The following is a 14,825-nucleotide window of genomic DNA, read 5'->3' on the forward strand; positions in this document are numbered from 1 at the left end:
CTTATGGTTGAAGCAGTCGTCTCTGTCCCACCCGTCAGTGTCCCGCCCGTCCGTGTCCGGCCCTGTCCGTCCAGCCCGAGAAAGGCGTCCGTCCCCATGGTGCAGATCAAGTCCCCCGAGCAGATCGCCAAGATGCGTGAGGCGGGGCTGGTCGTCGCCGCCATTCACGCGGCCACGCGTGAGGCCGCGGTGCCCGGGGCCAGCACCAAGGATCTGGACGAGGTCGCCCGCAAGGTGCTCGCGGAGCACGGCGCCAAGTCGAACTTCCTCGGCTACGGCGGGTTCCCCGCGACGATCTGCACCTCCGTGAACGACGTCGTCGTCCACGGCATCCCGTCCGAGGACGTCGTCCTCAAGGACGGGGACATCATCTCCATCGACTGCGGCGCCGTCATCGACGGCTGGCACGGCGACGCCGCCTACACCGCCTTCGTGGGCTCCGGTCACGCCCCGGAGCTGATCGAGCTCTCCCGGGTGACCGAGGAGTCGATGTGGGCCGGTATCGCGGCCATGAAGCAGGGCAATCGCCTTGTCGACGTCTCCCGTGCCATCGAGACGTACATTCGCCGGCAGCCGAAGCCGGGTGGCGGCAAGTACGGGATCATCGAGGACTACGGCGGCCACGGCATCGGTACCGAGATGCACATGGACCCGCATCTGCTGAACTACGTCGACCGGCGGCGGGGGAAGGGGCCGAAGCTGGTTCCGGGGTTCTGCCTGGCGATCGAGCCGATGGTGTCCTTGGGCACGCCGAAGACGGAGGTCCTGTCGGACGACTGGACGGTCATCACGACGGACGGTACGTGGTCGTCCCACTGGGAGCACTCCGTCGCGCTGACGGAGGAGGGGCCGCTTGTGCTGACGGCTCCCGACGGGGGTAAGGCGAAGCTGGCGGAGCACGGGATCGTGGCTGCGCCGGATCCGCTGGGCTGAGTTCGTCTGCGGCTGTATGGGGCTGGTCGCGCCCACGCGGCGGAGCCGCATGTCGATACAGCCTGGCGCCCCCGGGTTGGCTGCGCTTACGGATCTTCCAAGCGGGGCAGGCTTCCTCGATTCGTCTTTCCGGGGGCGCTGACGTAGACTGACTCGTCGGCTCTCGTGCACCCGCATGCCTGCATGCGCCCGTAAGGGACGCAAGGGAGTCGATCAAGGTAGTCGATTCCGAAGGGCGAAGCGTGGCCAAGAAGCAAGGTGCCATCGAGATCGAGGGCACTGTCGTCGAGTCTCTGCCGAACGCCATGTTCAAGGTCGAGCTCCAGAACGGCCACCAGGTCCTGGCACACATCAGCGGCAAGATGCGTATGCACTACATCCGCATCCTCCCTGACGACCGGGTCGTGGTGGAGCTGTCTCCGTACGACCTGACGCGTGGCCGGATCGTCTACCGGTACAAGTAGATCTTGCCCGCGCCCCGGCCTCGCCGGGGTGATGGCACTGACCCGGAGAACCTCACCCAATGAAGGTCAAGCCGAGCGTCAAGAAGATCTGCGACAAGTGCAGGGTGATCCGCCGTCACGGTCGGGTCATGGTCATCTGCGACAACCCGCGCCACAAGCAGCGCCAGGGCTGACGCACGACCAACCCCTCTGCACCTCTATCGCAGAGTTTTCGCGCGACGCGAGCTGAATATGTTCATACGCAGGACCCAGCCGGACGAGCGTCCGCCTGACACCCCCGGTTCGGAGGCCGGGGACCCAGTTCGTACCTGGTACGGCGGCTGGGAGTCGGTTCTGCGGAAGACCTCCGAAGATCACCAGGAGCCATTGAATGGCACGCGTTTCCGGTGTTGACATCCCGCGCGACAAGCGCGTGGAGGTCGCCCTCACCTACGTGTTCGGCATCGGCCGGACCCTTTCGCAGCAGACGCTGGCTGCCACCGGCGTCGACCCGAACACCCGCGTTCGCGACCTCTCCGAGGAGCAGCTCGTCGCGATCCGCGAGTACGTCGACAACAACATCAGGACCGAGGGTGACCTCCGTCGTGAGATCCAGGCCGACATCCGCCGCAAGGTCGAGATCGGTTGCTACCAGGGTCTGCGTCACCGTCGCGGCCTGCCCGTCCGCGGTCAGCGCACCAGCACCAACGCTCGTACCCGCAAGGGCCCGCGTCGCGCCATCGCCGGCAAGAAGAAGCCGGGCAAGAAGTAGTCCGCAGCGGACACCTGTCCACGGTCTTCGCTGTAGGACCGACCACCTCCCGTAGGAGTTAGTAGATGCCCCCCAAGGGACGTCAGGGCGCTGCCAAGAAGGTGCGCCGCAAGGAAAAGAAGAACGTCGCTCACGGCCACGCGCACATCAAGAGCACGTTCAACAACACGATCGTCTCCATCACGGACCCGTCCGGCAACGTGATCTCCTGGGCCTCAGCCGGCCACGTCGGCTTCAAGGGCTCCCGGAAGTCCACGCCGTTCGCCGCGCAGATGGCCGCCGAGTCGGCTGCCCGCCGCGCCCAGGAGCACGGCATGCGCAAGGTCGACGTGTTCGTGAAGGGTCCGGGTTCGGGTCGTGAGACCGCGATCCGTTCGCTTCAGGCGACCGGTCTCGAGGTCGGCTCCATCCAGGACGTCACCCCGACCCCGCACAACGGCTGCCGTCCGCCGAAGCGTCGTCGCGTCTGACGTACGGCCGGTTCGGCTTCGGGTATTCGGGCGGTACGGCTCTGTTGGGCCGTATCGCCCGTACCCTTGCAGTACCCGCGCTTTTCATGGGCGCGGTTTCCGTCGGGCGTCAAATAGCGGGCGTCCACGAAAGAAGGATCTGATCCACACATGCTGATCGCTCAGCGTCCCTCGTTGACCGAAGAGGTCGTCGACGAGTTCCGCTCCCGGTTCGTGATCGAGCCGCTGGAGCCGGGCTTCGGCTACACCCTCGGCAACTCCCTCCGCCGCACCCTCCTGTCGTCGATCCCCGGCGCTGCTGTCACCAGCATCCGCATCGACGGTGTCCTGCACGAGTTCACCACCGTGCCGGGCGTCAAGGAGGACGTCACCGACCTGATCCTCAACATCAAGCAGCTGGTCGTCTCCTCGGAGCACGACGAGCCGGTCGTGATGTACCTGCGCAAGCAGGGACCGGGTCTGGTCACCGCCGCCGACATCGCGCCCCCGGCCGGTGTCGAGGTGCACAACCCCGACCTCGTCCTCGCCACGCTCAACGGCAAGGGCAAGCTGGAGATGGAGCTCACGGTCGAGCGTGGCCGTGGTTACGTCTCCGCCGTGCAGAACAAGCAGGTGGGCCAGGAGATCGGTCGTATCCCGGTCGACTCCATCTACTCGCCGGTTCTGAAGGTCACGTACAAGGTCGAGGCCACGCGTGTCGAGCAGCGCACCGACTTCGACAAGCTGATCGTCGACGTCGAGACCAAGCAGGCGATGCGTCCGCGTGACGCCATGGCCTCCGCCGGTAAGACCCTGGTCGAGCTGTTCGGTCTCGCCCGCGAGCTGAACATCGACGCCGAGGGCATCGACATGGGCCCGTCCCCGACGGACGCCGCCCTTGCCGCCGACCTGGCGCTGCCGATCGAGGAGCTGGAGCTCACCGTTCGGTCGTACAACTGCCTCAAGCGTGAGGGCATCCACTCCGTGGGTGAGCTCGTCGCCCGCTCCGAGGCCGACCTCCTCGACATTCGTAACTTCGGTGCGAAGTCGATCGACGAGGTCAAGGCGAAGCTGGCCGGCATGGGCCTGGCCCTGAAGGACAGCCCGCCCGGATTCGACCCCACGGCCGCTGCCGACGCCTTCGGCGCCGACGACGACGCGGACGCGGGTTTCGTGGAGACCGAGCAGTACTGATCAGTACTTGATCGGTCGTTGCCGGTGAGCATCCGCTCATCGGGTTCCTGACCCCGGTACCTGACACGGCCGGGGCAGACACACAGGAGAAAGAACATGCCGAAGCCCACCAAGGGTGCCCGTCTGGGCGGCAGCGCCGCGCACGAGAAGCTGCTCCTCGCGAACCTCGCGAAGGCGCTGTTCGAGCACGGCCGTATCACCACCACCGAGGCGAAGGCCCGCCGTCTGCGGCCGTACGCCGAGCGTCTGGTGACCAAGGCGAAGAAGGGCGACCTTCACAACCGCCGCCAGGTGCTCCAGGTCATCACGGACAAGAGCGTCGTCCACACGCTCTTCACCGAGATCGGCCCGCGGTACGAGAACCGTCCGGGTGGCTACACCCGTATCACCAAGATCGGTAACCGCCGTGGCGACAACGCGCCCATGGCTGTCATCGAGCTGGTCGAGGCGCTGACGGTCGCGCAGCAGGCGACGGGTGAGGCCGAGGCCGCGACGAAGCGTGCCGCCAAGGACGCCGAGGTTGCCGAGGCCAAGGTCGACACGACCAAGGCCGACGAGGCTGTCGCGGCCGATGAGGCTGCCGAGGAGTCCAAGGACGCCTAAGCGTCTGCCGGGTGGCTGCTGTCTTGCGGCTGCGGCGCCGCCGTGGTTGTTCGCGCAGTTCCCCGCGCCCCTGAAGGGCGATTGCGGGCCCGTTCCTTTCGAGGAGCGGGCCCGCTCTTGTGTTGCTGAGAGGATCTGTACGTGAGTGATGAAGTGGCACCCGGTTACGTTCGTATCCGCCTCGATCTGTCCTATGACGGCTCCGCGTTTCACGGGTGGGCCAAGCAGGCCGGTGGTAAGCGGACCGTGCAGGGGGAGATCGAGGACGCGCTGCGGACCGTGACGCGGTCGGGGAGTGCGACGTACGAACTGACCGTGGCCGGGCGGACCGATGCCGGGGTGCATGCGCGGGGGCAGGTCGCGCATGTCGATCTGCCGGAGGGGGTCTGGCGGGAGCACCACGAGAAGTTGCTCAAGCGGCTTGCCGGGCGGTTGCCCAAGGATGTGCGGGTGTGGGCCCTCAGGGAGGCGCCCAGGGGGTTCAATGCCCGGTTCTCGGCGGTCTGGCGGCGGTACGCGTATCGCGTCACCGACAATCCCGGCGGTGTCGACCCGCTGCTGCGGGGTCACGTCCTGTGGCACGACTGGCCCCTGGACGTCGACGCCATGAACGAGGCGGCGCGAGGGCTGCTCGGGGAGCATGACTTCGCCGCGTACTGCAAGAAGCGGGAGGGGGCCACGACCATCCGTACCTTGCAGGAACTGAGCCTGGTGCGTGGGGACGACGGGATCATCACCGCCACCGTTCGGGCCGACGCCTTCTGTCACAACATGGTGCGCTCGCTCATCGGGGCGTTGCTGTTCGTGGGGGACGGGCACCGGCCCGCCGACTGGCCCGGCAAGGTGCTCGCCGCCGGGGTCAGGGACTCCGCCGTGCATGTCGTACGGCCGCATGGGCTGACGCTCGAAGAGGTCGGGTACCCCGCTGACGAGTTGCTCGCCGCGCGGAACAAGGAGGCGCGAAACCGGCGATCTCTGCCCGGGACGTCCGGATGCGAAACCTGTTAGTTACCTGACATTTGCAGGTAGATAGCGCTCATGTCGGGACTTACCGGGCGTAAGTCCGTTGTTGCCCCTTACGACCTCCTTACCTCTCGTATAGCCTTTCGTCGCTCGACCATTGGTTCGAGTCGCTCGGCCATTGTTCGAAGGATCGACAGTTCGACATGGGGAAGGCCGAGCTGAGGGTGGGGGTATCAACGGGCCGTTTCCGGGCCCGGGGGTGGGTTTGGCATGAGTTCAGTTGGTCCTGCGCGGACTGGGGGGCGCCGTGCCGCGCGTCAGAACAGCGCCGGCGGGCGGCGGAAGACGGGGCGGAGTGACGGCGCTCCGCTGGGGCTGCTGCCGCTGCCGCCGACGGACAAGGAGAAGTACTCCTATGCGCGCCGGCATCTGTGGATTCTGACGGTCAGTTCGCTGGTCAGTTTCTGCTGTCTGGTGGTGAGCCAGTTCAAGCTGGCCCAGTCGACGCCGGTGCTGTGGATCTACACGCCGCTGCTGGTCTTCACGGTGCTGTACTACCTGGTGTCGCTACGGGTGAACGGGTTCACCCGGGACTTCGACATCGCGCACCACAAGCGGCTGGTGCACAACTGGCGCCCCGACGTGTACCCGACGGTCGACGTCTTCCTGCCGGTGTGCGGTGAGCCCATCGAGGTGCTGCACAACACGTGGCGGCATGTGCGGGAGATGGCCGACCGGTATCCGGGGGTGTGTGTCCCGTTCGTGCTCGACGACGGGGCCAGTCCTGAACTCGCCGCCATGGCCCGGGACTTCGGTTTCCGCTACGGCACCCGGGAGAACCGCGGTTGGTTCAAGAAGGCCGGCAACCTGCACTTCGGGTTCGGGCAGTCCGACGGCCAGTACATCCTGATCCTGGACGCCGACTTCACCCCGCGCGCCGACCTGCTCCAGGAGCTGCTGCCGTACATGGAGGCCGACCCGCGCATCGGGATCGTCCAGTCGCCGCAGTACTTCCGGGTGCTGGACTCGCAGAACTGGATCGAGCGGGGCGCGGGCGCCGTGCAGGAGCTGTTCTACCGCTCCGTGCAGGTGTCGCGGCAGGGCAGCGACGGCGCGATCTGCGTCGGCAGCTGCGCGGTGTACCGGCGGGCCGCCCTGGAGACCAACGGCGGTACGACGCTGATCGAGCACTCCGAGGATGTGCACACCGGCTTCGACCTGCGGGGGCTCGGCTGGGATCTGCGGTACGTGCCGGTCGCGGTGTCGACGGGGGTGTGCCCGGACACCGCGGGCGCCTTCTTCAACCAGCAGTACCGCTGGTGCTCCGGCTCGATGAGCCTGCTAGGCAGCCGTAAGTTCTGGCAGGCGAAGATCAAGCTCTCCAGCCGCCTGTGCTACATGTCCGGCTTCTTCTACTACATCCACACGGCGCTGTTCACGTTCGCGGCCCCGGTCATCCCGATCGTGCTGCTGATCATGATGCCGGAGAAGCTCATGGTCGAGCATCTGGCCCTGGTGCTGCCCAGCATCATCTACACCACGATCATCTTCCCCATGTGGCACAAGGCGCCCTACCGCCTGGAGGCCTGGGCGGCCCGCATGATGTACGGCTGGGCGCACGTCTTCGCCATCTGGGACATCCTCCGCAAGAACCGCATGGGCTGGCAGCCCACGGGCTCCTCCGGCGCCAAGAAGAACAAGACCCGGCGTTTCTGGATCGGCATGTGGGTCTGGAGCGGCGGCACCGCGCTGGTCTGGGTCGTGGGAGCGGTCTACCGCACGTTCACCATGGACGCCCCGGACTTCGCCCTGATCCTGTCCTCCGGCCTCTTCTACGCCCTCGTCGTGGGCCGTGTCCTGGTCCAACCCCGCGAGAAGGCGGTGGCTGCCTGATGCAGTCGTTCACCCGTGTCCGTACGGCTTTGACGGCCTGCCTGCTGTCCGGCGCCCTCGCCCTCACCGGCTGCTCGGTCCTGGGCGAGGAGTCCGGCGGTTCCTCGCAGACCGGCCAGCAGGGCAAGGAGGCCGGCGCCGATGCCGCGGAGGGCACCGAGACCGACGTGCCCTACGACGTCGTACCGCTGCTGAAGCCGGGCAAGAAGTACTTCGGTGCCGCCGTCGAGGGCGCGCCGAACTCCATGAAGGGCGTCGACACGTACACGAAGATGGTCGGCAAGCAGCCGAACCTCATCGAGTACTACGCCGCCTGGGGCGACGGCTTCGACGCGACCGGTGTGCGCAACGCCTGGCGTGAGGGCGCCATGACGCTGATGTCGTGGGAGCCCTTCGACACCTCCATCGCCGACATCGCGGCCGGCAAGTCGGACGCGTACATCACGGAGTACGCGACGGCGGTCCGCAAGCTGAACCTGCCCGTGGTGATCTCCTTCGCCGACGAGTTCAACGGCCACTGGGAGAAGTGGGGCACGCAGAACGTGACCCCGAAGGACTACGTGGCCGCCTGGCGGCACATCCACCAGACCTTCATCGACGTCGGCGCCTCGAACGTCATCTGGGCCTGGTCGCCCAACATCGTCAACCCGGTCAAGAGCGTGCGGCTCAAGCCGTACTACCCGGGCGACGCCTACGTCGACTGGGTGGGCCTGATCGGCTACTGGACGATCGAGGAGGACAACGCCTTCGACAGCGTCTTCGGGGCGACCCGGGACCAGGTCCGCACCTTCACCAAGAAGCCGATGATCCTGCTGGAGACCGCGGCCATGGCGGGTGAGCGGCGCCGTGCCGACATCCGCAACCTGTTCGCGGGCGTCGCGGCGGACGACGACATGCTCGGCTTCATCTGGTTCAACCACAAAAAGCGTGCCGACTGGCGACTGGAGGCGAGCCCGCTGGCGCTGAAGGAGTTCAAGCGCCTGGCCGCCGACGACAGCTTCGGCTTCGACGTACGGAAGCCGTGATGACCTCCCGACACGATCACTACACGCCTCAGCCCTACGATCCGTACGCCGAGGAAGACTTCACCTGGTTCAACTCAGACGGCCAGGCCGCCGCCCCGCAGGCGCAGCAGGGATACGCGTACGACGAGCAGTACTACGCCTACCAACAGCAGCAGGAGCAGTACGCGGCCGGCGTCCCGCAGCAGCCGCAGGGGCTGCACGAGGACCAGCCGACGTACGCGCTGCGCACGGTCCAGTACCAGCAGGTGCCGGACGACGACGAGCCCGGCTACGAGATTCCCGAGACGCCGGACGCGGGCTGGGACGACCGGCCGAGCCGGCGCCGTGCCTGGGTCAGCCGCGGTGTCCTGGCGATCCTCATGGTGATCCAGGCGGTGCTGTCGCTGCGGCTGTCCAACACCGCGTTCCAGGACGAGGCCCTGTACCTGGCGGCGGGCCACAACATCATCGACCACTGGACGAACGGCACCCCGCTGCACAGCGGTTACGAGTCGTACTTCTCCGGGTCGCCGATGCTGTACCCGGTCGCCGCGGCCGTGGTCGACGGCTGGTTCGGGCTCTCCGGCGCCCGGCTGCTGAGCCTGCTGTGCATGCTGGGCGCGACCGGGCTGCTGTACTCCTTCACCCGGCGCATGTTCAACGAGCGGGTCGCGCTCGCGGCCGCCGCGCTGTTCGCGGTGACCCAGCCGACGATCGTGCTCGGCTGGTTCGCCACGTACGACGCTCCGGCGATCTTCCTGCTGGCGCTGTCCGCCTGGATCGTCGTCCGCACCAACCGGGCGCCCGCGATAGCCGTGCTGCTCGCGGCGCCGGTGATGGTGCTGGCGGTCGCGGTGAAGTACGCGTCCGCCCTCTACGTGCCCACGCTCATCGTGCTGGCCGCGCTGACCGCGTGGCACCACAAGGGCTGGCGCTGTCTGCTGCGGGCGTTCCTGCTGGGAGTGGGCACTGCCGCGCTGGTCGGCGTGGGCCTGATGTACACCGATGTGCTCGCCGGTGTGCAGCAGACGACCACCAACCGCGCGCACGGCACCGACAGCGCGATGTCGCTGCTGGAGAAGTCCGCGGAGTGGGGCGGCCTGATGTTCGCCACCGCCGTCGCGGGCGCCGTCGCCTACGCGCTGCGCGGCCGGATGAACGAGTCCCCGCGCTCCTACGGCCTCAACGGTCCCGGCTGGCGCTGGCGCCTCCTGACAGGTCTGCTGCTGACCGGCACCGCCGTGCTGGCGCCGGCGTACCAGATCCACCTCAGCACCGCGGTCTCCCTCTACAAGCACCTCGACTTCGGTCTGCTCTTCGCCGCCCCCATGGCAGGCGTCGGCGTGATCCGGCTGGTCGGCAAGCACTTCCGCTATCCGCAGCTGGGCATCATGATCTGGGTCGCCGCCCTGTGCCTCGGTGTCTCGCAGTCGGAGTGGCGATTCGGGCTGTGGCCCGACTCCAGGCCGCTCGTCAAGGCGATCGAGCCGTACATGAAGCCCAAGGCCCGCTATCTCGGGGCGACGTACGAGGTGCCGGTCTACTACCTGCGGGACAAGACGAAGCACTCGCAGTGGACCTCGACGTACGGCATCGGCTACTCGGACAAGAACGGCAAGATCCACCACGGCCGGGAGGGCTACCGCCTGGCCATCGAGGCCGGCTACTTCGACCTCGTCGTACTGGACGGCGTCGCTACGCCGGATCTCGACAAGTACCTCGAGCAGCAGGTGACCACCAGCGGGCACTACCGCATGGTCGGCACGATCCCCTTCGAGCTCAGCGGGGGCGGCACCGGCTCCTACAAGATCTGGGCGAAGACGTCCTGAGCCCGCCGTTCATCTCCTCCTTTCCTTCTCCTCTTTCTCCTCCTTCTCCACCCTGTACATGAAAGGCCGTACTCCATGCGGCTCACCGTCATCGGCACCGGCTACCTCGGTGCCACCCACGCCGCCTGTATGGCGGAGCTCGGTCACGAGGTGCTCGGGGTCGATGTCGACCCGGACAAGGTCGCCGCGCTGCGGCACGGGCGCGTGCCGTTCCATGAGCCCGGGCTGGCGGAGCTGATCGCCCGGCACACGGCCAGTGGGCGGCTTCGCTTCAGCACCTCCTACGAGGAGGCCGGGGCCTTCGGCGACGTGCACTTCGTGTGCGTCGGCACGCCGCAGCGCAAGGACTCCGAGGGCGCCGATCTGACGTACGTGGAGTCCGCGTTCGCGGCGATCGCGGCGCATGCCGCGCCGGACGCGCTGCTGGTCGGGAAGTCCACCGTGCCGGTGGGGACGGCGGGGCGGCTCGCGGCGGAGCATGACCGTGTCGAGGTCGCCTGGAACCCGGAGTTCCTGCGCGAGGGCTTCGCCGTCGAGGACACGCTGCGGCCGGACCGGCTGGTGTTCGGGGTGGGCTCGGAGCGGGCCGAAACGATTCTGCGGGAGGTGTACGGCTCTGTCCTCGCCGCGGGGACCCCGCTCGTCACCGCCGACTTCCCGACCGCGGAACTGGTGAAGACGGCCGCCAACGCCTTCCTCGCCACCAAGATCTCCTTCATCAACGCGATGGCGGAGGTCTGTGAGGCCGCGGGCGGCGACGTCGGCGTGCTGGCCGAGGCGATCGGGTACGACGACCGGATCGGCCGCAAGTTCCTGCGGGCCGGCGTCGGCTTCGGCGGCGGCTGCCTGCCCAAGGACATCCGCGCCTTCGCGCACCGCGCCGACGAACTGGGGGTGTCGCTGGCCTTCCTGCGCGAGGTCGACGCGATCAACATGCGGCGCCGCGACAAGGTTGTCGAGGTGGCGCGGGAGATGTGCGGGGGAGCGGTGCTGGGCGCCCGGATCGCCGTACTCGGGGCCGCGTTCAAGCCGGACTCCGACGACATCCGTGACTCGCCGGCGCTCAATGTCGCCGCACGCCTGCGCCTCGACGGCGCCGACGTCACGGTCTACGACCCCGAGGCGATGGACAACGCCCGCAAGGCGTTCCCGCTCCTCGGGTACGCGCTGTCGGCAGAGGAGGCGCTGCACCGCGCCGATCTCGTGCTGCATCTGACCGAGTGGCCGCAGTTCCGGGAGATCGACCCGGAGCGCGCCCGGTCGCTGGTTTCCCGTCCGCGGATCGTGGACGGGCGGGGGGTGCTCGACGCGGACCGCTGGACCGCGGCGGGCTGGCGTTTCCGGGCGCTGGGAAGGCCCGCGCCCGTTGGGGAGGAGCCCCGGTAGGGGCTCCTAGGGGAGGGAAAGAGAAAGCCATGACGGGACGTGACGGACGTGACAGCCACGGCAGATACCCGGGCGTACCGGTCACCGTGGTGATGCCGACGTACAACGAGGCCGCGAACCTGCCGCGGATGGCCGAGCTGGTGCTCGGGCTGCCGGTCGACGGGCTGCACCTGAAGATCGTCGACGACTCCAGCCCGGACGGCACCGGGCGGATCGCCGAGGAACTGGCCGAGAAGTACAACTGGGACGGGCGGCGCCGGATGAGCGTGCTGCACCGCACCGAGAAGGACGGCCTGGGGCGGGCGTACGTCGCCGGCATGAGCGCCGCGCTGGAGGAGGGCGCCGCCTACGTCGTCCAGATGGACGCCGACGGCAGCCACCCGGCGGAGGCGGTGCCGCGGATGCTGGGGACGGCGGTGGCCTCGGGGGTGGGGCTGGTCGTCGGCAGCCGGTACGTCGAGGGCGGCTCGCTCGACGAGGAATGGGGCATGCACCGAGTCCTGCTGTCCCGGTTCGCCAACCGTTACGCCCGGGCCGTGCTCGGCACGAAGATCCGGGACATCACGGCCGGCTTCAACCTGTGGTCGGCGGCCACCCTGCGGGACATCGACCTGGCCACCCTGGACAGCGCGGGCTACAGCTTCCAGGTCGAGCTGAAGTACAAGGCCGTACGGGCCGGGCACAGTGCCGTGGAGATCCCGATCCGCTTCGAGGAGCGGACCGAAGGTGTGTCGAAGATGACGCTGAGGACGCAGCTGGAGTCGGCGGTCGTGCCGATCCGGCTGCGCCTGAAGCACCGGTGAGTCCGAGGGCGGAGGCCGACTGCGCGTCGTCCTCCGCTCTTCCTCGGCTACGACTGCTCGTAGGCCTCTTCTACTCGTTGGCCGCCGCCGACGCCTGCGCCGCGCCCCGCTTGTAGATCTGATCGCGCGTGAAGCTCTTCAGGTTCTCGCTGACCTCGAAGACGCTCGTGTCCTTCTTCGTCACGTCCTTGCCGTTGGTGAAGCCGTTGATGGTGAAGTAGGCGTAACGGCCGTAGGCGTTGACGGTCGAGAGGCAGACGGCGGCGGTGCAGTGGTCCTTGACGCCCTGGCCGGAGAGCGACCTGATGATGTCCGTCTTGGTGTTGACCTGACCCGCGGCCTTGGTGGCCTGCGCCGCGGTGTCGAAGACGGCCACGCCGATCGTCGCCGCGATGCCGTCCTTGACGTACGACACGCGCATGAGGCGTGTGCAGCCGTTGTCCGTGAGGATCTTGGGGAGCTTGCCCTTGCTGACCGCGGAGCAGTTCTTCGTGTCGTCCGTCGGGCCCTTCTTGTACACCGTGTCGCCCGCCGTCAGCTGCTTGCCCGGGAAGAGGATCTGAGCGCCGAGCGGGGCGGTGTCCTTGCTCTTGCTGGAGATGAAGTCCTTCGGATCCAGCGGCGGCGGAGCGCTCGTCGACTCGAACGACGGGGCCGCGCCGGTGGTCTGGCCCGGCAGGTCCGCGGTCGCCGGGAGCCCGGAAGCCGGTTGGTCGGAGCCGGAGTTGTCGTTCGCCGACACCACGGCCACGGCGACGGCGGTACCGATCGCGACGGTGGCGAGGGCGCCGCCGCCGATGAACAGCAGCCGGCGCCGCTTGTTGCGCGACTCGGAGGCCTCGGCGAGCGCTGCCCAGTCAGGGGTTTGGTCGGCGCCGCTGTTCCACGGCTGCTGGGAATGCGGTTTCCAGGGATCCCACTGGGACTGGGGTCCCCCCTGCTGCCCGTAGCTCATGGGGCGCATCTTAGACGGGTCGCGGGTGTGCCGCTCCGCCCCAAGAGGCCCATGGGCCCCTAGCGTTCAGTCGATGAGCGAGTACAAAAGCGACATCTCCGGGTGGTTGGTGCGACGGGCGACCTGGCATCTGTGGGTGGTGCTCGGGGCTGTGCTCGGGGCTCTTGTGGTGCGTACGGCGCGGGTGACCTCGGACGGAGGGATGGACAACGCGATCGTCGTGCGGGCGGCGCGGGTCTGGCTGGCCGGGGAATCGCCGTATGACGACCCCCACTTCCTCTATCTGCCGAGCGCGGTGCTGGCGGCGGCGCCTCAGGTGCTGGTTCCGCGGGGTGTGCTGGGTGTGTTGGTGCCGGTGGTGGTGACCGGGTGTCTGGTGGGGGGCTGGGTCTGCGCGCTGCGTCTGTACGGCGTCGATGTGCGCAGCCGCTTCGCGGCCCTCGGTCTGATCGGGCTCGCGGTGGGGTTCGCGCCCTTCGCCCACCTTGTTCTGCTGGGCAATTGGACGGCTACGGCGGTGTTCGCCCTGCCGCTGGGGTTGTTGCTGGCCGGGCGGGGGCGGTGGGTGTGGGCGGGGGTGGTGTTCGGGGCGGCGGTCGCGTTGAAGCCGTTGCTGGCGCCGGTCGGGCTGCTGTTCGTCTTCGCGGGGCGGTGGCGGGGGCTGGTGGTGATGGTCGGGGTGCCGGTGGTGGCGTCGGTGGGGGCGGCGCTGGTGCTGCCGGATCCTGCGGGGTTCTTCACTCGCACCCTGCCGTTTCTGCTGCGCGGCGACGACGGGTTTGTACGGCTGTATGAGGCGTCGCCGGTTGCGGTGCTGCCGCGGGTGGGGGTGCCGGGGGTGGTGGCCGGGGGGATCGGGTGGGTGGCTGCGGGGGTGGGGGTGGGGTGTGCTTGGCGGCGGTGGCGGGGTGGGGGTGCCGGGAGTGCTGGGGGCGTGGGGGGTCCCGGGGTGCTGAGGCTGGCGGAGACGGCGGCGATGCTGATGCTCTCGGCGTTCCTGGTCTCCCGGCCGTCGTACGACCACTATCTGCTGGTTGTCGTGCCGGTGCTGGTGGCGGGGTTGCCGTGTGAGGGGGCGGCTGCGCGGGGGGTCTGGTTCTGGGTGGCGTTCGTTCCGCAGCTGCCTGGGGTGAGCTGGCCCCTTCTGGAGGCAGTGCAGCGGCGGGCCTTCAAGGATGCGGTCACGCTGTGTGTCCTGGCGGTTACGCTGGCTGTGCGCTGCTTCCGCTCCGGCCCGGTTTCCCCGCCCCCGCCGCCCCTACCCTTCCCGTCCTCCAGGGGCGCCGCCCCTTCGACCCCGCTGGGGGCTGCCGCCCCCAGACCGCCGCTTCGGCCCTGAAGGGGCCTCGTCCTCAAACGCCGGACGGGCTGAGACGCGGGGCGGCAGCTCCGGCCCGTTTTGACCCGGCCGCGGCGTCGCAGGTATCCTGCATGTTCGTTGTGTATTGGCTTGCTCATTCTCACGGGACGGGCCCTTACACCGGTCCACCGGGCCGATGACCAGCGACCCCATGTACGCGGTATGCGTCGCCGCCATGCGGTCAAGGCTGTCGTGATCGTTTCGGTGACCTTGTCAGGACCATTCACTCGAAGCGAAG

15 protein-coding genes are annotated in these 14,825 nt (G+C 68.2%); 14 read left to right on the forward strand and 1 reads right to left on the reverse strand.

All coding sequences use genetic code 11. The features are described from left to right. Window positions 1-96 precede the first annotated feature (96 nt). The 13 genes from map to ACZ7L6_RS24545 all read left to right on the forward strand — a co-directional run bounded on the left by map (window position 97) and on the right by ACZ7L6_RS24545 (window position 12,272). On the forward strand, window positions 97-933 hold the full coding sequence (gene map / locus ACZ7L6_RS24485) for a type I methionyl aminopeptidase (RefSeq protein ID WP_471927255.1): 837 nt from the start codon (window positions 97-99) through the stop codon (window positions 931-933). Between the two features lie 242 nt (window positions 934-1,175). After that, complete coding sequence (gene infA, locus ACZ7L6_RS24490) at window positions 1,176-1,397, forward strand: translation initiation factor IF-1 (RefSeq protein ID WP_003948620.1); 222 nt, start codon at window positions 1,176-1,178, stop codon at window positions 1,395-1,397. A gap of 59 nt (window positions 1,398-1,456) precedes the next feature. Beyond that, complete coding sequence (gene rpmJ / locus ACZ7L6_RS24495; RefSeq protein WP_003974245.1) at window positions 1,457-1,570, forward strand: 50S ribosomal protein L36; 114 nt, start codon at window positions 1,457-1,459, stop codon at window positions 1,568-1,570. Window positions 1,571-1,767: 197 nt separating this feature from the next. Continuing rightward, a complete protein-coding gene (rpsM, locus tag ACZ7L6_RS24500) occupies window positions 1,768-2,148 on the forward strand; it encodes a 30S ribosomal protein S13 (protein WP_019753104.1) in 381 nt (126 codons plus the stop codon). Between the two features lie 65 nt (window positions 2,149-2,213). Then, entirely contained in the window at window positions 2,214-2,618 is a 405-nt protein-coding gene (gene rpsK, locus ACZ7L6_RS24505; protein ID WP_003956432.1) for a 30S ribosomal protein S11, read from the forward strand. Window positions 2,619-2,768: 150 nt separating this feature from the next. Next, a complete protein-coding gene (locus tag ACZ7L6_RS24510; protein WP_003966937.1) occupies window positions 2,769-3,791 on the forward strand; it encodes a DNA-directed RNA polymerase subunit alpha in 1,023 nt (340 codons plus the stop codon). 96 nt (window positions 3,792-3,887) lie between these two features. Beyond that, window positions 3,888-4,394 (forward strand): 50S ribosomal protein L17, encoded by a 507-nt coding sequence (gene rplQ, locus ACZ7L6_RS24515; RefSeq protein ID WP_471927257.1) that lies wholly within the window; start codon window positions 3,888-3,890, stop codon window positions 4,392-4,394. A gap of 141 nt (window positions 4,395-4,535) precedes the next feature. Beyond that, window positions 4,536-5,402 (forward strand): tRNA pseudouridine(38-40) synthase TruA, encoded by an 867-nt coding sequence (truA, locus tag ACZ7L6_RS24520; protein WP_471927259.1) that lies wholly within the window; start codon window positions 4,536-4,538, stop codon window positions 5,400-5,402. A 225-nt stretch (window positions 5,403-5,627) separates the two neighbouring features. Then, window positions 5,628-7,250: a glycosyltransferase family 2 protein gene (locus tag ACZ7L6_RS24525; RefSeq protein WP_471927261.1), complete on the forward strand. Its 1,623-nt coding sequence runs from the start codon at window positions 5,628-5,630 to the stop codon at window positions 7,248-7,250. Continuing rightward, a complete protein-coding gene (locus tag ACZ7L6_RS24530) occupies window positions 7,250-8,275 on the forward strand; it encodes a glycoside hydrolase family 26 protein (protein ID WP_471927263.1) in 1,026 nt (341 codons plus the stop codon). Before ACZ7L6_RS24525 ends, ACZ7L6_RS24530 begins: the two co-directional genes overlap by 1 nt. Then, window positions 8,275-10,083 carry an ArnT family glycosyltransferase gene (locus ACZ7L6_RS24535; protein WP_471927265.1) on the forward strand — a complete coding sequence of 603 codons (1,809 nt, stop codon included), beginning with the start codon at window positions 8,275-8,277 and terminating at the stop codon, window positions 10,081-10,083. The genes ACZ7L6_RS24530 and ACZ7L6_RS24535 overlap by 1 nt, the downstream gene beginning before the upstream one ends. Before the next feature lie 75 nt (window positions 10,084-10,158). Next, window positions 10,159-11,469, forward strand: coding sequence for a UDP-glucose dehydrogenase family protein (locus tag ACZ7L6_RS24540; RefSeq protein ID WP_471927267.1), 1,311 nt, complete (start codon window positions 10,159-10,161; stop codon window positions 11,467-11,469). A 29-nt stretch (window positions 11,470-11,498) separates the two neighbouring features. Beyond that, the gene (locus tag ACZ7L6_RS24545; RefSeq protein ID WP_471927269.1) at window positions 11,499-12,272 is read left to right on the forward strand and encodes a polyprenol monophosphomannose synthase; all 774 of its coding nucleotides are present in this window, start codon (window positions 11,499-11,501) and stop codon (window positions 12,270-12,272) included. Window positions 12,273-12,342: 70 nt separating this feature from the next. Here the strand turns inward: ACZ7L6_RS24545 and ACZ7L6_RS24550 are convergent, their stop codons facing one another. After that, window positions 12,343-13,227, reverse strand: coding sequence for a hypothetical protein (locus ACZ7L6_RS24550; protein ID WP_471927271.1), 885 nt, complete (start codon window positions 13,225-13,227; stop codon window positions 12,343-12,345). Between the two features lie 73 nt (window positions 13,228-13,300). Here ACZ7L6_RS24550 and ACZ7L6_RS24555 point away from each other — a divergent pair, with 73 nt between their 5' ends. Next, window positions 13,301-14,566, forward strand: a complete 1,266-nt coding sequence (locus tag ACZ7L6_RS24555) for a glycosyltransferase family 87 protein (RefSeq protein WP_471927273.1) — start codon at window positions 13,301-13,303, stop codon at window positions 14,564-14,566. Window positions 14,567-14,825 lie beyond the last annotated feature (259 nt).

The organism is Streptomyces sp. NPDC107522 (assembly GCF_055657525.1).

What these genes read in the sequence shown, in the direction of transcription:
- map (WP_471927255.1), top strand. Translation starts at nt 97, where the DNA reads ATGGTGCAGATCAAGTCCCCCGAGCAGATCGCCAAGATGCGTGAGGCG.
- rpmJ (WP_003974245.1), top strand. Translation starts at nt 1,457, where the DNA reads ATGAAGGTCAAGCCGAGCGTCAAGAAGATCTGCGACAAGTGCAGGGTG.
- rpsM (WP_019753104.1), top strand. Translation starts at nt 1,768, where the DNA reads ATGGCACGCGTTTCCGGTGTTGACATCCCGCGCGACAAGCGCGTGGAG.
- rpsK (WP_003956432.1), top strand. Translation starts at nt 2,214, where the DNA reads ATGCCCCCCAAGGGACGTCAGGGCGCTGCCAAGAAGGTGCGCCGCAAG.
- ACZ7L6_RS24510 (WP_003966937.1), top strand. Translation starts at nt 2,769, where the DNA reads ATGCTGATCGCTCAGCGTCCCTCGTTGACCGAAGAGGTCGTCGACGAG.
- rplQ (WP_471927257.1), top strand. Translation starts at nt 3,888, where the DNA reads ATGCCGAAGCCCACCAAGGGTGCCCGTCTGGGCGGCAGCGCCGCGCAC.
- ACZ7L6_RS24525 (WP_471927261.1), top strand. Translation starts at nt 5,628, where the DNA reads ATGAGTTCAGTTGGTCCTGCGCGGACTGGGGGGCGCCGTGCCGCGCGT.
- ACZ7L6_RS24530 (WP_471927263.1), top strand. Translation starts at nt 7,250, where the DNA reads ATGCAGTCGTTCACCCGTGTCCGTACGGCTTTGACGGCCTGCCTGCTG.
- ACZ7L6_RS24535 (WP_471927265.1), top strand. Translation starts at nt 8,275, where the DNA reads ATGACCTCCCGACACGATCACTACACGCCTCAGCCCTACGATCCGTAC.
- ACZ7L6_RS24540 (WP_471927267.1), top strand. Translation starts at nt 10,159, where the DNA reads ATGCGGCTCACCGTCATCGGCACCGGCTACCTCGGTGCCACCCACGCC.
- ACZ7L6_RS24545 (WP_471927269.1), top strand. Translation starts at nt 11,499, where the DNA reads ATGACGGGACGTGACGGACGTGACAGCCACGGCAGATACCCGGGCGTA.
- ACZ7L6_RS24550 (WP_471927271.1), bottom strand. Translation starts at nt 13,227, where the DNA reads ATGAGCTACGGGCAGCAGGGGGGACCCCAGTCCCAGTGGGATCCCTGG.
- ACZ7L6_RS24555 (WP_471927273.1), top strand. Translation starts at nt 13,301, where the DNA reads ATGAGCGAGTACAAAAGCGACATCTCCGGGTGGTTGGTGCGACGGGCG.